This window comes from Citrobacter sp. Cpo037, assembly GCF_030332945.1.
Taxonomy (GTDB): Bacteria; Pseudomonadota; Gammaproteobacteria; order Enterobacterales; family Enterobacteriaceae; genus Citrobacter; species Citrobacter portucalensis.
In genome coordinates this window covers 173,501-196,960 of record NZ_JAOWGW010000069.1, presented here as the reverse complement: position 1 = coordinate 196,960, position 23,460 = coordinate 173,501, and the positions used below count along the sequence as shown (strand labels likewise).

At 52.7% G+C, this 23,460-nt stretch carries 22 protein-coding genes; 10 read left to right on the top strand and 12 right to left on the bottom strand.

The window, feature by feature from the left end:
* Positions 1–38: 38 nt before the first annotated feature.
* Positions 39–434, top strand: a complete 396-nt coding sequence (gene caiF / locus OGX94_RS16615; protein ID WP_003829705.1) for a carnitine metabolism transcriptional regulator CaiF — start codon at positions 39–41, stop codon at positions 432–434.
* Between the two features lie 76 nt (positions 435–510).
* Here the strand turns inward: caiF and caiE are convergent, their stop codons facing one another.
* From caiE to caiT, 6 genes are all read right to left on the bottom strand, one after another.
* Positions 511–1,107 (bottom strand): carnitine operon protein CaiE, encoded by a 597-nt coding sequence (gene caiE / locus OGX94_RS16610; protein WP_126956916.1) that lies wholly within the window; start codon positions 1,105–1,107, stop codon positions 511–513.
* Positions 1,108–1,162: 55 nt separating this feature from the next.
* Complete coding sequence (caiD, locus tag OGX94_RS16605; protein WP_257662285.1) at positions 1,163–1,948, bottom strand: crotonobetainyl-CoA hydratase; 786 nt, start codon at positions 1,946–1,948, stop codon at positions 1,163–1,165.
* 54 nt (positions 1,949–2,002) lie between these two features.
* Positions 2,003–3,556: a crotonobetaine/carnitine-CoA ligase gene (gene caiC / locus OGX94_RS16600; protein WP_063941088.1), complete on the bottom strand. Its 1,554-nt coding sequence runs from the start codon at positions 3,554–3,556 to the stop codon at positions 2,003–2,005.
* Positions 3,557–3,617: 61 nt separating this feature from the next.
* Positions 3,618–4,835 carry an L-carnitine CoA-transferase gene (gene caiB, locus OGX94_RS16595; RefSeq protein WP_257662318.1) on the bottom strand — a complete coding sequence of 406 codons (1,218 nt, stop codon included), beginning with the start codon at positions 4,833–4,835 and terminating at the stop codon, positions 3,618–3,620.
* 123 nt (positions 4,836–4,958) lie between these two features.
* On the bottom strand, positions 4,959–6,101 hold the full coding sequence (gene caiA, locus OGX94_RS16590) for a crotonobetainyl-CoA dehydrogenase (RefSeq protein ID WP_063941089.1): 1,143 nt from the start codon (positions 6,099–6,101) through the stop codon (positions 4,959–4,961).
* Positions 6,102–6,135: 34 nt separating this feature from the next.
* Positions 6,136–7,653: an L-carnitine/gamma-butyrobetaine antiporter gene (caiT, locus tag OGX94_RS16585; RefSeq protein ID WP_003829695.1), complete on the bottom strand. Its 1,518-nt coding sequence runs from the start codon at positions 7,651–7,653 to the stop codon at positions 6,136–6,138.
* A 480-nt stretch (positions 7,654–8,133) separates the two neighbouring features.
* On the opposite strand from caiT, the gene OGX94_RS16580 reads away from it, so the two are divergent.
* From OGX94_RS16580 to folA, 9 genes are all read left to right on the top strand, one after another.
* Entirely contained in the window at positions 8,134–8,904 is a 771-nt protein-coding gene (locus tag OGX94_RS16580; RefSeq protein WP_003829693.1) for an electron transfer flavoprotein FixA, read from the top strand.
* A gap of 15 nt (positions 8,905–8,919) precedes the next feature.
* Entirely contained in the window at positions 8,920–9,861 is a 942-nt protein-coding gene (locus OGX94_RS16575) for an electron transfer flavoprotein subunit alpha/FixB family protein (RefSeq protein WP_257662286.1), read from the top strand.
* 48 nt (positions 9,862–9,909) lie between these two features.
* Positions 9,910–11,196, top strand: a complete 1,287-nt coding sequence (locus OGX94_RS16570; protein ID WP_257662287.1) for an FAD-dependent oxidoreductase — start codon at positions 9,910–9,912, stop codon at positions 11,194–11,196.
* Positions 11,193–11,480 (top strand): ferredoxin-like protein FixX, encoded by a 288-nt coding sequence (fixX, locus tag OGX94_RS16565; protein ID WP_048219741.1) that lies wholly within the window; start codon positions 11,193–11,195, stop codon positions 11,478–11,480. Before OGX94_RS16570 ends, fixX begins: the two co-directional genes overlap by 4 nt.
* 145 nt (positions 11,481–11,625) lie before the next feature.
* Positions 11,626–12,969: an MFS transporter gene (locus OGX94_RS16560; RefSeq protein WP_257662288.1), complete on the top strand. Its 1,344-nt coding sequence runs from the start codon at positions 11,626–11,628 to the stop codon at positions 12,967–12,969.
* A gap of 91 nt (positions 12,970–13,060) precedes the next feature.
* Positions 13,061–13,294 (top strand): YgdI/YgdR family lipoprotein, encoded by a 234-nt coding sequence (locus OGX94_RS16555; RefSeq protein ID WP_003018880.1) that lies wholly within the window; start codon positions 13,061–13,063, stop codon positions 13,292–13,294.
* Between the two features lie 211 nt (positions 13,295–13,505).
* Positions 13,506–14,036 (top strand): glutathione-regulated potassium-efflux system oxidoreductase KefF, encoded by a 531-nt coding sequence (gene kefF, locus OGX94_RS16550; protein ID WP_257662289.1) that lies wholly within the window; start codon positions 13,506–13,508, stop codon positions 14,034–14,036.
* Positions 14,029–15,891: a glutathione-regulated potassium-efflux system protein KefC gene (kefC, locus tag OGX94_RS16545; RefSeq protein WP_257662290.1), complete on the top strand. Its 1,863-nt coding sequence runs from the start codon at positions 14,029–14,031 to the stop codon at positions 15,889–15,891. The genes kefF and kefC overlap by 8 nt, the downstream gene beginning before the upstream one ends.
* Positions 15,892–16,089: 198 nt before the next feature.
* A complete protein-coding gene (gene folA, locus OGX94_RS16540; protein WP_003018873.1) occupies positions 16,090–16,569 on the top strand; it encodes a type 3 dihydrofolate reductase in 480 nt (159 codons plus the stop codon).
* A 96-nt stretch (positions 16,570–16,665) separates the two neighbouring features.
* Here the strand turns inward: folA and apaH are convergent, their stop codons facing one another.
* From apaH to lptD, 6 genes are read right to left on the bottom strand one after another with little or no spacing between them, the layout of a single operon-like run.
* Entirely contained in the window at positions 16,666–17,514 is an 849-nt protein-coding gene (gene apaH / locus OGX94_RS16535; protein ID WP_003829612.1) for a bis(5'-nucleosyl)-tetraphosphatase (symmetrical) ApaH, read from the bottom strand.
* A gap of 10 nt (positions 17,515–17,524) precedes the next feature.
* On the bottom strand, positions 17,525–17,902 hold the full coding sequence (gene apaG / locus OGX94_RS16530; protein ID WP_003018867.1) for a Co2+/Mg2+ efflux facilitator ApaG/CorD: 378 nt from the start codon (positions 17,900–17,902) through the stop codon (positions 17,525–17,527).
* Positions 17,903–17,904: 2 nt separating this feature from the next.
* Entirely contained in the window at positions 17,905–18,726 is an 822-nt protein-coding gene (rsmA, locus tag OGX94_RS16525; RefSeq protein WP_003829609.1) for a 16S rRNA (adenine(1518)-N(6)/adenine(1519)-N(6))-dimethyltransferase RsmA, read from the bottom strand.
* A complete protein-coding gene (gene pdxA / locus OGX94_RS16520; RefSeq protein ID WP_257662291.1) occupies positions 18,719–19,711 on the bottom strand; it encodes a 4-hydroxythreonine-4-phosphate dehydrogenase PdxA in 993 nt (330 codons plus the stop codon). The genes rsmA and pdxA overlap by 8 nt, the downstream gene beginning before the upstream one ends.
* On the bottom strand, positions 19,711–20,997 hold the full coding sequence (gene surA, locus OGX94_RS16515) for a peptidylprolyl isomerase SurA (protein WP_003018860.1): 1,287 nt from the start codon (positions 20,995–20,997) through the stop codon (positions 19,711–19,713). Before surA ends, pdxA begins: the two co-directional genes overlap by 1 nt.
* A 53-nt stretch (positions 20,998–21,050) precedes the next feature.
* Complete coding sequence (gene lptD, locus OGX94_RS16510) at positions 21,051–23,405, bottom strand: LPS assembly protein LptD (protein WP_126319275.1); 2,355 nt, start codon at positions 23,403–23,405, stop codon at positions 21,051–21,053.
* Between the last annotated feature and the right edge of the window lie 55 nt (positions 23,406–23,460).

The following is a 23,460-nucleotide window of genomic DNA, read 5'->3' as shown; positions in this document are numbered from 1 at the left end:
CCGTAGCCAGATTTTTAATTTGTGAAAATGGTGTGCTTATGTGTGAAAAATATGTTGAAAGACCGCTTTATTTGTTAATTGCTGACTGGATGATGGCCGAGGATCGTTGGATCACCGCAAAGGAAATTTCCCGCCATTTTGATATCGAGCACTGCAAAGCAATTAATACGCTCTCTTATATTCTGTCGGAAGTGGGCGAAATTGTTTGTGAAGTTAAGATGATCCCTAATCAGATTGCCGGTCGGGGTTGTCAGTGCCAGCGTCTGGTGAAAGTCGTGAGTATTGACTCTCATCTCTACAGCCGACTGAATCACAATTTGCAGGAGAAAAAGGTGAGCATGGCGAAAACGCCACGCCTGTCTGCCGTTCCTCCAACAGAGCTCAACCGTGAGCAGAAATGGCAGATGATGCTCTCCAAGAGTATGCGTCGCTAATAATCAGTTTGCCTGATGGCGGCATAAACGGTGATTGACGCGTAGGCCGGATAAGCGTGAGCGCATCCGGCATCAATTACTGTGCTGATTTGGGTTTTACGTCCGTTGTGCCTTTCAGGCGTGGCCGGTTTTCTTCGACCCGCGTTAAGGGCAGTGTTTCGTGTAGACCTGTGTGGCAGCGGATTGCAAGATCCTGATACTCTTTGGTGTTTAGCCGTTTCCAGTGCAGTTCCTGGTCCGTGACTTCACGCAATACGCGAGCGGGTGAGCCAACCAGCATCTGCCTTGCCTCTCCCTGAAATCCGGCTTTGACAAAGCTCATGGCGGCGACAATGCTCTCTTCGCCAATCACTGCGCCGTCCATAATGACGCTGTTCATGCCGATCAGCGCATCTCTGCCCACCACGCAACCGTGCAGGATTGCGCCATGGCCGATGTGTCCGTTCTCATGCACAATGGTATCGGTGTCACAGTAGCCGTGCATGATGCAGCCATCCTGCAAATTAGAACCAGCCTCCAGGATCAAGCGACCATAGTCACCGCGCAATGACGCGTGGGGGCCAATATAAACTCCGGCACTCACTATGACATCGCCAATCAGCACGGCGCTGGGATGGACAAAGGCATCCGGATGTACCACCGGAATCAGGCCCTCAAAGGCGTAGTAGCTCATCGTTTTATCTCGGTTTTATTGCCGGATCAGCGAATCGCTATCCGGCATCGGCTCATTAACGACCTTTCCACACCGGGTCGCGTTTTTCGGCAAACGCCTGCGGACCTTCAAGCGCATCTTCCGAATGCAGTACAGATGGATAGTGCTTCAGCACGCCGCTGCGGATGTAGCGGTAGCCTTCTTCCACCGGCATTTCGCTGGTGGTGCGGTAAATCTCTTTCAGTGCGGAGATCGCGAGCGGGGCGCTATTCACCAACTGCTGCGCCAGTTCACGCGCGCTATCCATCAGTTCGCTCTGGCTGACAACGCGGTTGACGATGCCCCAGCGCAGCGCTTCTTCGGCGCTCATTCGTCTGCCGGTCATCACCATTTCGTTGACGATTGCCGGTGGCAGCAGCTTAGGCAGACGCAGTACGCCACCGCTGTCTGGCACGATCCCGAGCTTGGCTTCCGGTAGTGCGAAGCTGGCGTTATCCGCGCAGACGATAAAATCCGCTGCCAGCGCCAATTCAAAACCACCGCCAAACGCATAGCCGTTTACCGCAGCGATGACCGGTTTATCGAGGTCGAAAATTTCGGTTAAACCGGCAAAGCCACCTGGGCCAAAATCGGCATCCGGCGCTTCACCTTCAGCCGCCGCTTTTAAGTCCCAGCCCGCAGAAAAGAATTTCTCACCGCCGCCGGTGATAATCGCTACGCGTAATTCCGGGTCGTCACGAAAATTAAGAAACGCTTCACCCATGGCAAAGCTGGTTTTGGCGTCAATGGCATTGGCTTTAGGTCGGTCGAGGGTAATTTCCAGGATCGGGCCGTTACGGGTCAGATGTAATGATTCACTCATAGTTCATCTCCAGATAAATAGATTTCCCGGCAGGAGGAGTTCCTGTCGGAAGGGTTATTTCAGATTTTTTTTGATTATTTTTCCTGAACAATTGCGCGGCAGGTCGGCTCTTATCTCCATAAAAGAGGGAACCTTGAATTTCGCCATATTGTTTTCGCAGAAGCTGAAGAACTCGGCTTCGCTTAATGTTTCACCTTCATTAAGGACGATAAACGCTTTAATGGCTTCATCACGGATTGAATCTTTAATACCGACAACCACAATGTCCTGAATTTTCGGATGCGCAGAAATAATATTTTCCAACTCGACGCAGGAGACATTTTCCCCGCCGCGTTTAATCATGTTGCAGCGTCTGTCGACGAAATAAAAATAGCCATCCTCATCCTGATAGCCCGAATCACCGGTATGTAACCAGCCCCCGGGCTCCAGCGCTTTGGCGGTAGCCTCCGGCTGCGCGTAGTACTCTTTGAAGATGGTTTTGCCCGGCACGCCTTTAATACAGATTTCGCCAATTTCTCCGGCGGGCAGGGGACGGTTGTGATCGTCACGGATTTCGGCTTCATAGCTAAATCCCACGCGGCCAATGGAGGGCCAGCGTCGTTTGTCTCCGGGACGGTCGCCGATAATACCGACGATGGTTTCAGTCATACCGTAGGAGGTCAGCAGCCTGACGCCAAAGCGTTCGGTAAAATCGTCTTTTTCCTGCTCGGATAAATTGAGATAGAACATCACTTCGCGCAGGTGATGCTGTTTGTCGGTTGGTGCAGCGGGCTGCACCATTAGCGTTCTGATCATCATCGGAATGCATTCGGTAACCGTCGCCTTATATCTATGCACCTGATTCCAGAACGCCCTGGCACTGTATTTCTCTAGCAGCACAAAGGTGCTGCCAGCGGAGAATGCGGGCATTGCGGCGGTACACTGACAATCGATATGAAACGCGGGCATCACCGTCATGTAGACGTCATCATTACGCAGAGCAATTTGCCAGGCAGAGTAATAGCCCGCAAAACGCAGGTTGTAGTGGGTAATTACCACCCCTTTAGGTCGAGAGGTGGTGCCTGAGGTAAACAGAATTTCCGCCGTATCGTCAGTGGATAACGCAGGTGTATAGCACAGCGTGGCGGACTGGCGGGATTGCAGTTGGGTAAAGTGACTCACGCCGTCGTCAGCCGGAAGCTGTTCGCCAATCAGACAGATATGATTAAGCGGGGTGCTATTTTCCAGCCGTATCTGGCGGTACATAGGATAAAACTGGGCGCTGGTGACCAGCAGGCTTACCTGGCTGTTTTGCAGGATCCAGGCACTTTCTTCACCCAGCAAGCGGGCATTAATCGGTACCATGATGGCGCCAATTTTTGCCAGCCCAAACCAGCAAAAAATGAATTCCGGACAGTTATCCAGATGCAATGCGACCTTATCGCTCTTGCGGATCCCTAAGGAATGGAACAGGTTTGCGGTGCGGTTAATCTCTTCATTGAGCGAGGCATAGCTAAACTGCCGAACGACTCCTTCGCAGGATTCGAAAATTAACGCCGTTTTATCTCCGTACACCCCGGCCAGGTCGTCCCACATCTGACGTAAGTTTTGTCCGCCAACGATATCCATATTGCTTTATCCACTGAAATCAGGCGTGAGCGCTAACCATCGAGGGGTCAGCGCGTCGCGTTTATTCCTCAACTCTGGCCAGGCCTTTGCCGACCAGCTCATTTATGTCTGCTTCGCTATAACCAATATTTTTCAGAATGGCGGCAGTATCCATGCCATGAGACGGCATGCCGCGCCAGATTTTCCCCGGGTTGTTTTTAAATTTCGGCATGATGTTTGGCCCTTTGCAGGTGCGGCCATCCATTGTTTGCCACTGAGTAATAGATTCACGGGCAACGTACTGCGGGTTGCCTTCCAGTTCAGGAATAGTCAGCACCTTCGCGCAGGCGATGTTCAGCTCAGCAAAGCGCGTCTGGACTTCGGCGATGGTGTGCGTTGCCAGCCAGGCGTCCAGTTTCTCTTCCACAAGCGGGCCGTAAGGGCATTCCACACGATGGATAAGCTGGGTGCCTTCCGGGACTTCCGGTGTGCCAAGAATGTGGGCGAGGCCAATATCCTTGAAGCATTCGTTGATTTGCGTGATGCCGACCAGCTCCATGACGATATAGCCATCGGCGCATTTATACAGGCCGCAGCCAGCGTAATATGGGTCTTTGCCTTTGGACATGCGTGGGCAAATTTCGCCGCCGTTGAAGTAATCCATCATGAAATACTGACCCATGCGCAGCATCACTTCGTACATAGCGATATCGATGCTTTCACCTTTACCCGTTTCGCGCACTTTGTGCAGGGCTGCCAGCGCTGCTGTCGTTGCGGTCATCCCGGAGAAGTAATCGGCGGTGTACGGGAAGGCGGGCATTGGCTGATCCACGTCGCCGTTTTGGATCAGATAGCCGCTGAACGCCTGTGCGATGGTGTTATACGCCGGAAGATTGGTGTACTCCTCGGTTCCAAACTGGCCGAAGCCGGAAAGGTGGGCGATAACCAGTTTCGGGTTATGTTCCCACAGCACTTCATCGGTAATACCGCGGCGGGCAAAGGCTGGGCCTTTACTGGCTTCAATGAAAATATCGGTGGTTTCCATCAGCTTCAGAAACGCTTCCCGGCCTTCATCTTTGAAAATATTCAGCGACAGGGCGTGCAGGTTACGGCGTGAGAGCTGCGGGTAGTTAGGCTGCACGCGGATGGTATCGGCCCATGCGACGTTTTCAATCCAGATAACCTCGGCGCCCCATTCGGCGAACATCTGTCCGGCGAAAGGACCGGCAATTTCGATCCCTGAAAAGACAACGCGTACCCCGGAAAGCGGGCCGAAGGCTGGCATTGGTAAATGATTCATCATTTTTCTCCTGGCATTTATGGGTGTCCATGTAGGCCGGATAAGGCGCTCGCGCCGCCATCCGGCATTGAGTGCCTGATGGCGACGCTATGGCGTCTTATCAGGCCTACAGGTTGCGTCGTTCTATCGGTATTGCTTGAGTACCGCACGACCCAACGTCAGGATCTGCATTTCGTCAGAACCACCAGAAACACGGTCAACGCGCAGGTCACGCCAGAAACGCGTGATGCGGTGGTTGCCCGCGATACCAACACCTCCCAGTACCTGCATGGCGGTGTCTACCACCTCGAACGCGGCATTGGCGCAGAAGTATTTACACATTGCCGCGTCACCCGAAGTAATGGTGCCGTTATCCGCTTTCCATGCGGCTTCCAGCAGCATGTTTTTCATGGAATTCAGTTTGATCGCCATGTGTGCAAACTTCTCCTGGATCAGCTGGAAACGGCCGATCGTTTCGCCAAACTGTACGCGTTGGTTGGCGTAACGCGCGGCGTCTTCAAAAGCGCACATTGCCGTACCGTAGTTGGTCAGCGCGACGAGGAAGCGTTCATGGTCAAACTCTTCTTTCACACGGTTGAAACCATTCCCTTCCCGACCGAACATGTCTTTCTCGTCCAGTTCAACGTCGTCAAAGGTGATTTCACAGCAGCTATCCATGCGCAGACCGAGTTTCTCCAGTTTGTTGACCTTGATACCCGCCTTGCTCATGTCAACAAACCACTCGGTATAAACAGGTTTATCCGGCGATGCACCATCTCTCGCCATCACCACGATGTACGGGGTATAGGCGCTACTGGTGATAAAGCACTTACTGCCATTAAGATAAACCTTACCATCTTTGCGTGTATAAGTGGTTTTCAGACTGCCAACATCCGATCCCGCTCCCGGTTCGGTGATAGCAGAGTTCCACATCTGCTTACCGGTCCCCTGGAACGCCATGATTTTATCAATTTGCTCTTGGGTACCTTCACGCAGAAAAGTGTTAAAACCGCCTGGTAATTGGTACAACACGTAAGTCGGTGCACCAAGACGTCCGAGTTCCATCCAAACAGCGGCAACGGTGACAAAACCGGCTTCAAGTCCGCCATGTTCTTCCGGGATCAACAGGCTATCGATGCCCATATCCGCCAGCGCTTTTACAAAACGCTCAGGGTAGACGCTGTCGCGATCGCACTCGGCAAAATAAGCTTCCCAGTTCTCACTGGCCATCAGTTCACGAATACCGGCGACAAACAGTTCCTGCTCGTCATTTAAGTTGAAATCCATCTTTCAGCCTCTTGATCAATTGGGTTAATAAGAATTACTTGTCTTTCCAGTGCACTTTGGCGTCTTTAATAAAGGACAGCGTCACCATGATGTTGACGAAGAACAGCGGACATCCCCCGGCGATAATTGCGGTCTGAATGGGCTTCAGCCCACCCAGCGCCAGCAGAACGATGCCGATGACGCCGACCAGAACGGACCAACCGATACGCACCAACAGCGGCGGTTCTTCACCATCACGAACTTCGCGACAGGTGGACATCGCCAGGGTGTAGGAGCAGGCGTTAATCAGCGTGACGGTGGCAATAAAGCAGAGGATAAAGAATCCCCACATGGTGGCGGTGCTGAGCGGTAAAGCAGCCCAGGTTTCGATAATGGCGCGCGCCACGCCGTGTTGTTCAATTAGCTGCGGGATGTTGAGAATGTTTTTATCCATCAGCAGCAGCGTGTTGCTGCCAAGGACGGTCCACAGGATCCAGGTGGAAGCGGTCAGGCCCAGTACCATCCCGAAACACAGTTCACGTACGGTACGACCGCGAGAAATACGTGCCAGGAAGATACTCATCTGGATAGCGTAAATAACCCACCACGCCCAGTAGAAAACAGTCCAGCCCTGCGGGAAGCCGCCTTTGCCGATGGCATCGGTATAGAACAGCATGCGCGGCAGATGCATCAGCAGCATGCCGACCGAGTCGGTGAAGTAGTTCATGATGAAGCTGGCGCCACTGACGATAAACACCCAGCCGAGCATCAGGAAGCTTAGATAACTACGTACGTCGCTGGCGATCTTGACCCCTTTTTGCAGGCCGCAGGCCACGCAAATGGCATTCAATATGATCCAGCAGGTAATGATGATGGCGTCGAGTTGCAGCGTATGCGGAATACCGAACAGCCATTGCATACACTCGGTTACCAGCGGGGTAGCGAGACCGAGGCTGGTGCCCATCGCGAAGATCAGCGCCACCAGATAGAAGTTATCGACGATGGTGCCGAACAAGCCCTTAGCATGCTTCTCGCCAACTAACGGCACCAGTGTGGAACTGGGGCGGATAACGTCCATTTTGCGTACAAAGAAGAAGTAGGCGAACGCGACTGAAAGGAAGCTGTAGGTTGCCCACGGCAGCGGTCCCCAGTGGAACAAGCTGTACGCCAGAGCTATCTCTTTTGCGCCAACGGAGTTGGGGGCGAGAGCAAAAGGCGGGGTAGAGATATAATAGTAGATCTCGATGGAACCCCAGAACAGCACCGCGGCGGATGTACAGGAAGCGAACATCATAAAAATCCAGCTGGCGGTACTAAACTCGGGTTTTTCGTCGCCTAATTTCTTTTTCGAATATGGGCCAAAGACCAACCAGAACCAACCGAAGAGCATGACGACCATATACCATTCGAATGCCCAACCCCAGACGTTGGTGACATAACTGAATACCGCATTAATAACGACGTTAGCGGCATCAAGATCTCTTACTGTTAGCCAACAAAGTATCCCAACAATTATTAATGGCGGAAAAAAAACCTTCGGTTCAATTCCCGACTTTCTCTTTTCATTTTTCATAAGTGAATTCCAGTGTGAAAACGAAATTTATTTAGCGTGCCCGTATGTGATTGTTTGTTTATTTGTTATTAATGATTTGTTGATAACTTTTTAACCTCTGGGGCGCCTCAGTGAGTAACTCATAATGGGTATTCACTTCCGGCTATTCTGTTATCTGTGTCACACTTTTTTATGCTGGTTATTTTGTCTGAAAATCCAAATAATTCCTTTATTAATCATAATATTAATGTTGATTTTTTAACTTTTTTAAGTGACTGGCGTTCAATATTGTTGAACCAGCAAACAATATTGAAAATTTTCGTAATTGACATGTTTCTTTCAATATTGGTGAGGTGCATAACACTATTGAAAGTTACGAATATCAATGTGTGACATTTTCAATATTGGTGATTAATGTTTTATTTCCGAATTAAAGAGCGTGATATCTGTATTTAACACCGCCGATATAAATACGTTTCCTTCATGATTTCTGGAGATGCAATGAAGATAATTACTTGCTACAAATGCGTACCTGATGAGCAGGATATTGCGATTAATAATGCTGATGGAACACTCGATTTCAGCAAAGCGGATGGCAAAATCAGCCAATATGATCTGAATGCGATCGAAGCGGCTTGCCAGTTAAAACAGCAGGTGGGAGAGGCTCAGGTTGTGGCCATGAGCGTCGGCGGCAAAGCGCTGACCAATGCAAAAGGGCGCAAAGATGTGCTCTCCCGTGGCCCTGATGAACTGATTGTTGTCATTGACGATCAATTTGAACAGGCGCTGCCGCAACAAACCGCCACTGCGCTGGCTGCCGCCGCACAAAAATCAGGTTTTGATCTGCTTATTTGCGGCGACGGTTCTTCCGATCTTTATGCTCAGCAGGTTGGTCTGCTGGTGGGCGAAATGCTGAACGTGCCGGCGATTAACGGCGTGAGTAAAATCCTCTCTCTTACCGACAGCACGCTGACGGTAGAGCGTGAACTGGAAGATGAAGTTGAAACCCTGAGTATCCCGCTTCCTGCGGTGATCGCGGTCTCTACCGACATCAACACCCCTCAAATCCCTTCCATGAAAGCCATTCTTGGCGCGGCGAAAAAACCGGTTCAGGTCTGGTCGTCTGCGGACATTGGGATGAACGGCGCGCAAGCGTATTCCGAACAACAGGTGGCCGCACCGAAGCAGCGCGAGCGTCAGCGCGTTGTGATTGAAGGTGACGGTGAAGAACAGATTGCTGCGTTTGTCGAGAATCTTCGCAAAATCATTTAATTATCAGGGGATGTTATGAACAAATTTTCCAGTGTCTGGGTATTCAGCGATACCCCTTCTCGTCTGCCGGAACTGATGAATAGTGCGCAGGCTTTAGGTGAAAACGTTAACACGTTTGTGCTCAGTGATGAGGACAGCGCGGCGGCATGCCATTTAGGGGCGGATCATGTCTGGCTGCTCAGCGGCAAACCAGAAGACCGTATGGTTGAAGACTACGCCGATGCGATGGCCGAAACTATTCGTCAGCACAGCGAGGGCGGAGCGGTGCTGCTGCCGAATACGCGTCGGGGCAAGCTGTTAGCGGCGAAGCTGGGCTTTCGCTTGTCGGCTGCGGTTTCAAACGACGCCAGCGCAGTCGAAGTACAGGACGGAAAAGCAGCGGTCAAACATATGGTCTACGGCGGCCTGGCGATGGGAGCAGAAACAATCGCTTCACCGTTTGCTGTGATCACACTCAGCAGTGGAACGTTTGACGCGCAGCAACCGGATACCGCTCGCAGCGGCGAGGTGCACACCGTCCAGTGGCAGGCTCCGGCTATCGCCGTGACCCGTACGGCCACTCAGGCGCGTCAGAGCAATAGCATTGATCTCGACAAAGCCCGTCTGGTGGTCAGCGTGGGGCGCGGTATCGGTAGCAAAGAAAATATCTCGCTGGCCGAAGCGCTGTGCCAGGCGATTGGCGCTGAGCTGGCCTGTTCCCGTCCAGTGGCGGAAAACGAGAAGTGGATGGAGCACGAACGCTACGTCGGCATTTCCAACCTGATGCTCAAACCAGAACTGTACCTGGCCGTGGGGATCTCCGGACAGATCCAACATATGGTCGGCGCCAACGGCGCGCAGACGATTTTCGCCATCAACAAAGATAAAAATGCGCCGATCTTCCAGTACGCAGATTTTGGCATCGTTGGCGATGCGCTGAAGATCCTGCCTGCGCTGACGGCGGCTCTGGCGCGTTAAACCATTCGGGCAGGATGCGAAAGTATCCTGCCACTGACAGGAGTACGTATGTCCGAAGATATCTTTGATGCCATCATCGTGGGTGCAGGTCTGGCCGGTTCGGTTGCGGCGCTGGCGCTGGCTCGGGAAGGTGCACAGGTGCTGGTCATCGAGCGCGGCAATTCTGCTGGCGCGAAGAATGTCACCGGTGGGCGCATGTATGCCCATAGCCTGGAACGCATCATTCCCGGCTTTGCTGAGCAGGCCCCCATTGAACGCATCATCACCCACGAAAAACTCGCCTTTATGACCGACAAAGGGGCGATGACCATCGACTATTGCAATGGTGAAGAGGCCGCATCGTCGCAGGTTTCTTATTCCGTCTTACGCAGCAAATTTGACGCCTGGCTGATGGAGCAGGCCGAGGAGGCGGGAGCCCAGCTTATCACCGGTATTCGCGTGGATAACGTTGTGCAGCGAGAAGGCAAAGTCGTGGGCGTGGAAGCCGACGGCGATTTTCTGGAAGCCAAAGTGGTGATCCTCGCTGACGGGGTGAATTCTTTGTTGGCAGAAAAACTGGGCATGGCCAGGCGCGTTGAGGCATCACATGTTGCCGTTGGCGTAAAAGAGCTGATCGAATTGCCGAAATCGGTAATTGAAGATCGTTTCCAGTTACAGGGGAACGAAGGCGCAGCCTGCCTGTTTGCCGGTTCACCGACCGATGGTCTGATGGGCGGGGGCTTCCTCTATACGAATGAAACGACCCTTTCTCTGGGGCTGGTCTGCGGGCTTCATCATCTGAAAGATGCTAAAAAATCGGTCCCGCAAATGCTGGAAGATTTCAAACAGCATCCGGCGGTTGCCCCACTTATCGCCGGTGGCAAGCTGGTGGAATATGCCGCGCACGTCGTACCGGAGGCCGGTATGAATATGCAGCCTGAACTGGTGGGTGACGGAGTACTGATTGCCGGTGATGCTGCCGGAATGTGTATGAACCTCGGCTTTACTATCCGCGGTATGGATCTCGCCATATCCGCAGGCGAAGCGGCGGCGAAAACGGTGCTTTCCGCGATGAAGCGCGACGACTTCAGCAAGCAGTCGCTGGGCGAATACCGTCAGCATCTCGATGATGGTCCAATGCGCGATATGCGCATGTATCAGAAGCTTCCTGCTTTCCTTGATAACCCACGCATGTTTACCGCCTATCCCGAAATGGCGGTCGGTATCGCGCGCGACCTGTTCACCGTGGATGGTTCCGCTCCGGTGCCAATGCGCAAAAAAATCCTGCGCCATGCGAAGAAAGTGGGCTTCATCAACCTGATGAAAGATGGCCTGAAAGGAGTGACCGTATTATGACATCTCCCGTCAATGTGGACGTCAAACTGGGCGTCAATAAGTTCAATGTGGATGAAGACAGCCCGCATATCATTCTCAAAACCGATCCTGATAAACAGACGCTGGAAGTGCTGATTAAGGCTTGTCCAGCCGGACTGTATAAAAAGCAGGACGATGGCAGCGTCCGTTTTGATTATGCCGGATGCCTGGAGTGCGGAACGTGCCGCATTCTCGGACTTGATACAGCGCTGGAAAAGTGGGAATACCCGCGCGGGACATTTGGCGTTGAGTTTCGCTACGGCTAATAAGTACGAGGTTGTGCACCCGTAGGCCGGATAAGGCGTTTACGCCGCCATCCGGCAATCATGTGGCGCCAATGCCGGATGGCGGCGTAAACGCCTTATCCGGCTTACAGATGACGCTTTGCCCGTGTTGAAACAGGAAGTCGCTATGCAGCAGCCCAGGAACTTTGATGACATCAAATTTACCTCTATTCACCGCCGGATAATGCTGTGGGGAAGCGGTGGGCCATTTCTGGATGGTTATGTGCTGGTGATGATTGGCGTGGCGCTGGAACAGCTCACGCCAGCATTGAAACTGGACGCTCAGTGGATTGGTCTGCTGGGGGCCGGCACGCTCGCCGGTCTGTTTGTGGGGACGTCGCTGTTTGGCTACATTTCCGATAAGGTCGGGCGGCGAAAAATGTTTATCATCGATATTATTGCCATTGGCGTGATATCGGCGGCAACCATGTTTGTTTCCTCACCCATTGAGCTGTTGGTAATGCGTGTGCTGATCGGCATTGTGATTGGTGCCGATTATCCGATTGCTACATCGATGATTACCGAGTTCTCCAATACCCGCCAGCGCGCTTTCTCCATCGGTTTTATCGCCGCGATGTGGTATGTCGGCGCCACCTGTGCCGATCTGGTCGGTTACTGGCTGTATGATGTTGAGGGCGGATGGCGCTGGATGCTGGGCAGCGCGGTGATCCCCTGTATTTTGATCCTGATTGGGCGCTTCGATCTTCCTGAATCGCCGCGCTGGCTGCTGCGTAAAGGTCGGGTGAAAGAGTGTGAAGCGATGATGATCAAACTGTTCGGCGAACCGGTGGTGTTCGACGAAGAGGCGCCGCAGGAGACGCGCTTCCTGCAGCTGTTTAACCGCCGTCATTTCCCGTTTGTCCTGTTTGTTGCCGCTATCTGGACCTGTCAGGTGATCCCGATGTTCGCCATTTATACCTTTGGTCCGCAGATTGTTGGACTGTTGGGGCTTGGTGCCGGGAAAAGCGCGGCGTTGGGCAATGTGGTGATAAGCCTGTGCTTTATGCTGGGGTGCATTCCGCCCATGTTCTGGCTCAATAGCGCGGGCCGTCGGCCATTGTTAATTGGCAGCTTTATTATGATGACGCTGGCGCTGGCCGTGCTGGGGTTAATTCCTGATATGGGAGCGTGGCTGGTGGTGCTGGCGTTTGCCGTGTACGCCTTTTTCTCGGGGGGACCGGGAAATCTTCAGTGGCTGTACCCAAATGAACTGTTCCCTACCGACATTCGCGCATCTGCCGTCGGGGTGATTATGTCCTTAAGCCGCATTGGCACCATTGTTTCAACTTGGGCGCTGCCGGTGTTCATTACCAAATACGGGATCAGCAATGTCATGCTGATGGGCGCAGGAATTTCGCTGATTGGCCTGCTGGTGTCCATCGCTTTCGCCCCGGAAACGCGAGGTCTGACGCTGGCGCAAACCAGTCAAATGACGATTCGCAGTAAGCCCGTGACCAGGACGAGTTATTAGGAGTGTTCTGTATTTTCCCTGCAACTCAGTCAGTTAGCCTACAGTTAACTGGGTATATCACTGAAAACAACTGAAAAGCAGGGAGAACACCATGCAAAAACATATCCTGATCACCTCAATTTTTACCGCAGCAGCACTATTTACCGTAGCCGGTTGTTCCTCAAACCAGGCGGTTAAAACTACCGATGGCAAAACAATCGTCACTGACGGCAAACCGCAAGTCGATGATGATACTGGCCTGGTGTCGTATAAAAATGCGCAAACGGGTAAGACGGAACAGATTAACCGCGATCAGGTTAAGGATATGAGTGAGCTGGACAACTAATATACACTTCATCCTTCAAGTTGCCTCAGTGTTGGCTGCGCTCATTCACCCCAGTCACTTACTTTAGTAAGCTTCTGGGGATTCATTCCCTTGCCGCCTTGATGCAACATGAATGATTTTGTGTATAGGCCTCAATAATATTGGCTGTTAGCCTGTGGATTAACTGACTAAACTCACTGTTATTACAATAATGCAGTGAAACAGGCTAATCATGATCCTCATCATTTATGCGCATCCCTATCCGCAGCACTCGCATGCGAATAAGCGGATGCTTGAACAGGCAAGGACGCTGGAGGGCGTGGAGATCCGCTCGCTCTACCAGCTCTACCCCGACTTCAATATCGATATTGCCGCTGAACAGGATGCGCTGGCACGCGCTGATTTGATCATCTGGCAGCATCCGATGCAGTGGTACAGCACACCTCCATTACTCAAGCTGTGGATGGATAAAGTCCTTTCGCACGGCTGGGCGTATGGCCATGGCGGTACTGCGCTGCACGGTAAACATCTGCTGTGGGCGGTGACGACCGGCGGCGGTGAAAACCACTTCGATATTGGCTCCCATCCCGGATTTGATGTGCTTTCTCAACCCTTACAGGCGACGGCACTTTATTGTGGCCTCAAATGGCTACCGCCGTTTGCGATGCACTGTACGTTTATCTGTGATGATGAAACCCTGCAAGCGCAGGCGCGTCACTTCAAACAGCGTCTGATGGAATGGCAGGAGGCACACCATGGATAGCCATACGCTGATACAGGCGCTGATTTATCTTGGATCGGCGGCACTAATTGTCCCCATCGCCGTACGGCTGGGACTCGGGTCTGTACTGGGGTATCTTATCGCCGGGTGCATTATCGGCCCATGGGGCCTGAGGCTGGTAACGGACGCCGAATCCATCCTGCATTTTGCGGAGATCGGTGTGGTGCTGATGCTGTTTGTTATCGGCCTTGAACTGGATCCGCAACGTTTGTGGAAACTGCGAGCCTCGGTGTTCGGCGGCGGCGCATTGCAAATGGTGGTTTGCGGAGGCCTGATTGGTGTGTTCTGTATGTTCCTCGGTCTGCGCTGGCAGGTAGCGGAGCTGATCGGCATGACACTGGCGCTTTCCTCTACGGCTATCGCTATGCAGGCAATGAATGAACGCAACCTGATGGTTTCGCAAATGGGTCGCAGCGCCTTTGCCGTGCTGCTGTTCCAGGATATCGCTGCTATTCCACTGGTGGCGATGATCCCATTACTGGCAGCGAGTGGCGCATCAACAACGCTTGGGGCGTTTGCATTGTCTGCTCTTAAGGTAGCGGGCGCACTGGTGCTGGTGGTGCTGTTAGGTCGTTATGTCACACGTCCTGCCTTGCGTTTTGTCGCCCGTTCGGGCCTGCGGGAAGTGTTCAGTGCCGTTGCGCTGTTCCTCGTGTTTGGCTTCGGTCTGCTGTTGGAAGAGGTTGGATTGTCGATGGCGATGGGGGCATTCCTGGCTGGGGTGCTGCTGGCAAGCTCTGAGTATCGCCACGCGTTGGAAAGCGACATTGAACCATTTAAAGGACTGCTGCTGGGGCTGTTTTTCATCGGTGTAGGGATGTCTATCGACTTTGGTACGCTGATTGATAATCCCTTGCGCATTATCATTCTACTGTTCGGTTTCCTGGTTATCAAAACCGTCATGCTGTGGTTGATAGCGAAACCGTTGCAGGTGCCGAACAAGCAGCGTCGCTGGTTTGCCGTATTATTAGGGCAGGGCAGTGAGTTTGCCTTTGTGGTGTTTGGCGCGGCGCAAATGGCAAATGTGCTCGATCCTGACTGGGCGAAATCGCTGACGCTGGCGGTGGCGTTGTCGATGGCGGCTACGCCGATTTTGCTGGTGATTTTGACGCGTCTGGAAAAATCGGTGACTGAGGAAGAGCGGGAAGCCGATGAAATCGATGAGGAACAACCTAGGGTGATCATCGCCGGGTTTGGGCGATTTGGCCAGATAACCGGTCGTTTGCTGTTGTCGAGCGGGGTCAAAATGGTGGTTCTTGATCATGACCCGGACCATATCGAAACGCTGCGTAAATTCGGGATGAAGGTTTTCTATGGCGACGCGACCCGGATGGATCTGCTGGAGTCTGCCGGGGCGGCGAAAGCTGAAGTCATTATTAATGCCATTGACGATCCGCAAACCAGTCTGCAATTAACCGAAATGGTTAAAGAGCATTTCCCGCATCTGCAAATTATTGCTCGTGCGCGCGACGTGGATCATTACATCCGCCTGCGCCAGGCGGGCGTGGATATGCCGGAACGTGAAACCTTTGAAGGTGCATTGAAGACCGGACGTCTGGCGCTGGAAGGTCTCGGGCTTGGGCGCTATGAGGCACGTGAGCGGGCTGACGTATTCCGCCGATTCAATACCATGATGGTAGAGGAGATGGTGAAAGGGGAAAATGACGCGACTTCCCGCGCGGCCGTTTATAAACGCACCAGCGCAATGCTGAGTGAAATTATTGCGGAAGATCGTCAGCACTTATCGTTAATTCAACGCCATGGCTGGCAAGGCACGGATGAAGGTAAGCATACGGGCGACGTCGCCGATGAGCCGGAAGTGAAACCGTCAGCATAGGGTAAAAAATGTGATGTTCTGCAAACTTTACTGCTAATTGACTGTTTTTGAACTACTGTAATGCTGGCGTACCACCTTAAATAGGTCGGTTCGCCAGCAGAACGGAAAATTTTCCTGTTCATCCTCTTTCCGCCAGTCGACGAAAGATTGCGCTTTCCGTATAGTGGCGACAATTTTTTTGTATCCGGGAAATATTCAATGATCAGTCTGATTGCGGCGTTAGCGGTAGATCGCGTCATCGGTATGGAGAACGCCATGCCGTGGAACCTCCCTGCCGATCTCGCCTGGTTTAAACGTAATACCTTAAACAAGCCGGTTGTCATGGGACGCCACACCTGGGAATCCATCGGGCGACCGTTACCTGGGCGTAAAAATATCGTCATCAGCAGTAAGCCAGGCACCGACGATCGCGTGCAGTGGGTGAAGTCTGTGGATGAAGCAATTGCGGCCTGCGGCGATGAACCTGAAATTATGGTAATTGGCGGTGGGCGTGTGTATGAGCAGTTCCTGCCAAAAGCACAGAAACTGTATCTGACGCACATTGATGCGGAAGTGGAAGGGGATACGCATTTCCCGGACTACGAACCGGATGACTGGGAGTCGGTGTTCAGTGAATTCCACGATGCTGACGCGCAAAACTCTCACAGCTACTGCTTCGAGATTCTGGAACGTCGTTAATACTGTAAGTGCCGGATGGCGGCGAAACGCCTTATCCGGCCTACTTTTGTGCCAGATGTAGGCCTGATAAGCGTAGCGCCATCAGGCATAAACCTATCAGGCGTTGACCGCTTCGCCAGGATCCAGGTTCAGATGGCGATTTGACGGCTGCACGAAGTACTGTTTGTCTTCCCAGCGCAGACAGGTGAGATCGCCTCCCCAGCAACACCCCGTATCCAGCGCGTAAATGCCTTCTGGCGTGCCTTTACCCTCCAGCGATGCCCAGTGCCCGAATGCAATGCTGTACGCTTCACTGACAGGTCCAGGAATGGCAAACCACGGCTTCAGCGGGGCAGGTGCGTCTTCTGGTGACTCTTTGCTGTACATATCCAACTGACCGTTAGGGAAGCAGTAACGCATGCGGGTAAAGGCGTTGGTAATAAAACGCAGGCGCGCCAGCCCGGTCAGTTCCGGGGTCCAGTTATTGGGCATGTCGCCGTACATCGCATCAAGGAAGAAGGGATACGAGTCGCTCGACAGCACGGCTTCAACATCGCGAGCACAGTCTTTTGCCGTCTGCAGGTCCCACTGTGGGGTGATACCGGCATGCGCCATTACCAGCTTCTTCTCTTCGTCTACCTGCAACAGCGGTTGACGGCGGAGCCAGTTAAGTAATTCGTCGGCATCCGGTGCTTCGAGCAGCGATGTGACCCTGTCTTTAGGTTTATTACGACTGATACCGGCGAATACGGCCAGCAGGTGTAAATCGTGATTACCCAATACTAACCGCACGCTGTCGCCCAGTGATTTCACGTAGCGCAAAACGTCCAGCGAGCCCGGTCCACGAGCGACCAGATCGCCGGTGAGCCATAGGGTGTCTTTTTCGGAATTAAAGTCTACCTGATGCAGCAAGGCTACCAGTTCATCGTAACAACCGTGAACGTCGCCAATAAGGTATGTCGCCATAGTTATTGTTTTAATGAATGAGTGTTGGAACGGCGAGTCGGAATACGGGAATATCGATGGTAAAGGCGATGCCTTGTTCATCGATCATTTCGTAATGACCCTGCATGGTGCCCAGCGGTGTTTCAATCACCGCACCGCTGGTGTACTGGTACTCTTCGCCGGGTTCGATGTGGGGCTGGACGCCAACCACGCCTTCACCCTGAACTTCGGTTTCGCGGCCATGACCATTAGTGATCAACCAATAACGCCCCAACAGCTGCACAGGCGCTCGCCCCAAATTGCGGATAGTTACGGTGTAAGCAAAAACGTAACGTTCATCATCAGGTGAGGATTGCGCCTCAATGTAGACGCTTTGTACCTGAATGCACACTCGGGGCGAATTGATCATGTTTAACTCTCCTTCGATGGCGCGTTTTCTGACAGATAGTTAGCCATCCGGCAGTATTGCGCGACAGAGATATTTTCCGCTCGCATCGCCGGATCAATGCCCAGCTCTGTCAGTACTTCAACGCTAAATAGGTTGCCGAGACTGTTACGTACCGTTTTACGGCGCTGATTAAACGCTTCGGTGGTAATACGGCTCAGCACACGAACATCTTTAACCGGGTACGGCATCGTCGTATGAGGCACCAGACGCACAACGGCTGAATCAACTTTAGGCGCTGGCGTAAATGCGGAAGGCGGTACTTCAAGTACCGGGATCACATTGCAGTAATACTGCGCCATGACGCTTAATCGACCATACGCTTTACTGTTTGGCCCTGCAACCAGACGATTCACCACCTCTTTTTGCAACATGAAATGCATGTCGGCAATGGCATCAGTATAGGAAAAAAGATGGAACATGAGCGGAGTGGAGATGTTGTACGGCAGGTTGCCGAATACGCGCAGCGGCTGTCCCATCGTTTGTGCCAGTTCGCCGAAGTTCATGGTCATGGCATCTTGCTGATAAATCGTCAGCTTAGGCCCTAAAAACGGGTGTGTCTGTAGGCGTGCTGCCAGATCGCGGTCGAGTTCAATGACCGTGAGCTTGTCCAGACGTTCGCCTACTGGTTCGGTCAATGCCGCCAGGCCCGGGCCGATTTCGACCATAGCCTGACCTTTCTGCGGGTTGATAGCAGAGACAATACTTTCGATCACAAACTGATCGTTGAGGAAGTTCTGCCCGAAACGTTTACGGGCTAAATGGCCCTGATGGACTCGATTATTCATTGGTATTAACAATCATTTTGATGGCGAGATTAAGCGCCGTAATAAAACTGCCGACATCTGCTTGTCCACGGCCCGCGAGTTCAAGTGCGGTGCCGTGATCGACGGATGAGCGAATAAAGGGCAGGCCCAGCGTGATATTCACACCGCGACCAAATCCCTGGTATTTTAGCACGGGGAGACCCTGATCGTGGTACATTGCCAGCACGGCATCCGCGTGGTCGAGATATTTGGGCTGAAACAGCGTATCTGCGGGCAGCGGACCGTTTAATTTCATTCCCTGCGCACGCAGTTCATCGAGTACCGGAATGATGGTATCTATCTCTTCCGTTCCCATATGACCGCCTTCACCAGCATGCGGGTTAAGACCGCACACCAGAATATGCGGATCGGCAATGCCGAACTTGGTGCGTAAATCATGATGCAAAATGCCGATCACTTCCTGAAGCAGGGCGGGCGTAATGGCGTCGGCAACGGCTCTGAGCGGCAAATGCGTGGTTGCCAGGGCAACGCGCAGCTCTTCGGTCGCCAGCATCATAACAACTTTCTTTGCCTGTGAGCGCTCTTCAAAAAACTCGGTATGTCCGGTAAACGGGACGCCAGCGTCATTGATAACGCCCTTGTGAACCGGGCCGGTGATCAGCGCCGCAAACTCACCTTGCAGACAACCATCGCAGGCGCGAGCCAGCGTATCCACCACATATTGCCCGTTTTCTACCGCCAACTGACCCGCGACAACAGGTGCCCGCAGCGCAATCGGTAACAGCGTCAATGTGCCTGCTGATTGCGGTTTGGCTGGGGTATCTGGAGAGTATGGGAGGAGTGAAAGCGGTAAACCGAGCATCGCTGCCCGGTCATTGAGGAGTGCTGCATCCGCACAGACAACAAGTTCTACAGGCCACTCGCGCTGGGCGAGTTGAACCACCAGGTCCGGGCCAATCCCGGCGGGTTCGCCGGGAGTGATAACAACGCGTTGAGCACGAGTCATTAGTTGCTCAGAACTTTAACGTAAGCGCTGGCGCGCTGTTCCTGCATCCAGGTTGCTGCTTCCTCCGAGAATTTACGGTTCATCAGCATACGGTAAGCTCTGTCTTTCTGCGCCGCGTCAGTTTTATCAACGTTACGCGTGTCCAGCAGTTCGATCAGATGCCAACCGAAAGAGGAGTGCACCGGGGCGCTCATCTGGCCTTTATGAAGTTTGGTCAGCGCATCGCGGAAAGCTGGGTCGAAAATATCCGCTGCAGCCCAGCCCAGATCGCCGCCCTGGTTGGCAGAGCCTGGATCCTGAGAAAACTCTTTAGCGGCTGCCGCGAAGGTAGTTTTACCGCTCTTAATATCTGCCGCGATTTGTTCCAGCTTCAGACGCGCCTGCTGATCGGTCATGATCGGCGACGGCTTAAGCAGAATGTGGCGAGCATGAACTTCAGTCACGGAGATGCTCTGGCTTTGGCCACGCATATCGTTGACTTTCAGGATGTGGAAGCCGACACCGGAACGAATTGGGCCAATGATATCGCCTTTTTTCGCAGTGCTTAACGCCTGGGCAAAGATACCCGGCAGCTCCTGAATACGTCCCCAACCCATCTGACCGCCTTTCAGCGCCTGCTGGTCAGCGGAATAAGTAATAGCCAGTTTTCCGAAATCACTACCGTTACGCGCTTCATCAACAACAGAGCGCGCCTGGCTTTCAGCTGCGTTAACCTGGTCGGACGTTGGGTTTTCTGGTAATGGGATCAGAATGTGGCTCAGGTTCAGCTCGGTGCTGGCATCGTTTTGGTTGCCTACCTGCTGCGCCAGGGCATCCACTTCCTGAGGCAGGATAGTGACGCGACGGCGAACTTCGTTGTTACGCACTTCAGAGATGGTCATCTCTTTGCGGATCTGGCTACGATAGGTTGAATAGCTTAAGCCATCCTGTGCCAGACGGCTGCGCATCTGATCCAGCGTCATGTTGTTCTGCTTGGCGATGTTGGCAATAGCCTGATCCAACTGCTCGTCAGAGATTTTCACCCCCATCTTCTGACCCATTTGCAGGAGGATTTGATCCATGATCAAACGTTCCAGGATCTGATGACGCAGCGTGGCGTCATCCGGTAATTGCTGACCTGCCTGACCTGCATTCAGTTTTACTGACTGCATTAAGCCATCGACGTCGCTTTCCAGAACGACGCCGTTATTGACGACGGCTGCGACTTTATCGACTACCTGTGGGGCAGCGAAACTGGTATTCGCGATCATGGCGATACCGAGAAGCAGCGTTTTCCAGTTCTTCATACTTTTTCCATTTCAATTAACCGCAATGCGGATTACGTTGTAAATCAATCAGATCATAAAGCGCTTTGATACGGCAAAATGTTCGAACGTAACATTTGAGTCGTGCCGAGACCGTAGTTTGAGCTCAGGCCGCGGAGTTCGATATTAAAGCCGATCGTGTTGTCATAAATCGCGTGCTGCATTTTGTCATCCCAACCGTTCAGCTTACGCTCGTAGCCAAAGCGAATGGCGTAACAGCAGGAGTTGTACTGTAAGCCCAACATTGAATCTGCTTCTTTGTTCACGTTGGTATCGAAGTAGTAAGCACCAACAATCGACCAACGATCGGCGATCGGGAAGCTTGCCACTGCGCCCACCTGCGAAATCCCGTTTTCATACTGGGCGTTAGTTACATCACGTGAAGGTACAGCGGCCTTAATATACTCTGGGCTGGCATAACGGTAGTTCAACTGCAGCATACGGTTTTCGTCGCGTCGGTATTCGATACTGCTATTGCTGGTTGCGATGCTATCCAGACGCGTGTCGTACTGGATTCCACTGCGTAAACCCCAACGATCGGAGATACGCCAGTAGGTATCGCCCGCCCATACCAGTGAACCTGTTTTGTCGTCATTCTCCCATTCTGTATGGTCATCGCCAGTGCGTGACTCGGTGAAATAGTAGATTTGACCCACAGAAATATTAAAACGTTCAACGGCCGCGTCATCATAAACGCGAGATGTGACCCCGGTCGTTACCTGGTTGGCAGAAGCGATACGGTCCAGACCACTATAGGTGCGGTCACGGAACAGGCCGCTGTAGTCAGATTGCAGCAGGGAGGAGTCATAGTTATTGATATGACTTTGGTTGCGATACGGGACGTACAGGTACTGCGCGCGCGGCTCCAGCGTCTGGGTATAACCCGGCGCCAGCATTTGCATGTCACGCTCGAATACCATCTTGCCGTCGACTTTAAACTGCGGCATGACGCGGTTGGCGGAATCATCAAGCTTAGTGGCATTATTGGTGTTATACCAATCCAGGTTGGTCTGCTGGTAGTGCGTTGCCAGCAGCTTCGCTTCGGTATTGACACTGCCCCAGTTATTCGACAACGGCAGATTGATCGTCGGTTCCAGGTGAACACGCGTTGCTTCCGGCATGTAATCCTTGGTATTAACGAAATGCACCGCTTGCCCATAAATCCGGGTATCGAACGGACCGACGTCATTCTGATAGAAATTAACGTCTAGCTGTGGCTGAGCGGAGTAGCTACTGTTGTTCTGATCAGCAAAGACCTGGAACTGCTTGGTCGATACCGTGGCGTCAAAGTTCTGCACCGCGTATCCGACGCTGAATTTTTGCGTGGCGTAGCCATCGGTACTGGAACCGTACTTGTTGTCAAAGTCGTTAAAGTAGCTGGAGTCGCTGACCTTGGTGTAGTCGACGTTGAAACGCCACACCTGGTCCATCACCCCAGAGTGCTGCCAGTAGAACAGCCAGCGACGTGAATTGTCATCATTCGGATGTTCGTCCTCGTACACTTTATCGGAATTCAGATAGTCGAACTCCATCAAGCCCGCACCCGCCTGGGTGAGGTAGCGGAATTCGTTCTCCCACATGATCCCGCCGCGACGGTGCATATAGTGCGGCGTGATGGTGGCGTCCATATTGGGCGCAATGTTCCAGTAATACGGGAGGTAGAACTCAAAATAGTTATTGGTGGAATATTTTGCGTTCGGGATCAGGAAACCGGAACGGCGCTTATCGCCGACGGGTAACTGTAAATAAGGACTATAAAAGACTGGAACCGGACCCAGTTTAAAACGGGCGTTCCAGATCTCTGCGACCTGTTCTTCACGGTCGTGGATAACTTCGCTACCGACGACGCTCCAGGTATCGGAACCTGGCAGACAGGAGGTAAAGCTACCGTTTTCCAGAATGGTATAACGGTTTTCCCCACGTTGTTTCATCAGGTCAGCTTTCCCGCGCCCCTGACGGCCGACCATCTGGTAATCACCTTCCCAGATGTTGGTATCTTTGGTATTCAGATTGGACCAGCCCTTCGGCCCCTTCAGAATAACCTGATTGTCGTCATAATGGACATTGCCCAGCGCATCGACGGTACGAATTGGCTCCGGCTGGCCTTCAGCCTGCTTCTGATGAAGCTGCACTTCGTCGGCCTGCAGGCGGCTGTTACCCTGTGCGATATCCACGTTGCCGGTAAACACCGCGTCATCGGGATAATTCCCTTTTGCGTTGTCGGCATTGATGGTGACGGGTAACTCATTAGTCTCGCCCTGTACCAGAGGACGGTCATAGCTCGGCACGCCCAGCATACACTGTGAGGCGAGATCGGCTGCCAGGCCCTGATGGCTATAGAGGGCGCTGGCAATCATGGTGGCCAGAAGAGTGGGAATACGTTTTTTCATACGTTGTATTTATTGTTCCATCATCAGTAGCGTCGCGCGTGACAAACGGTCACAG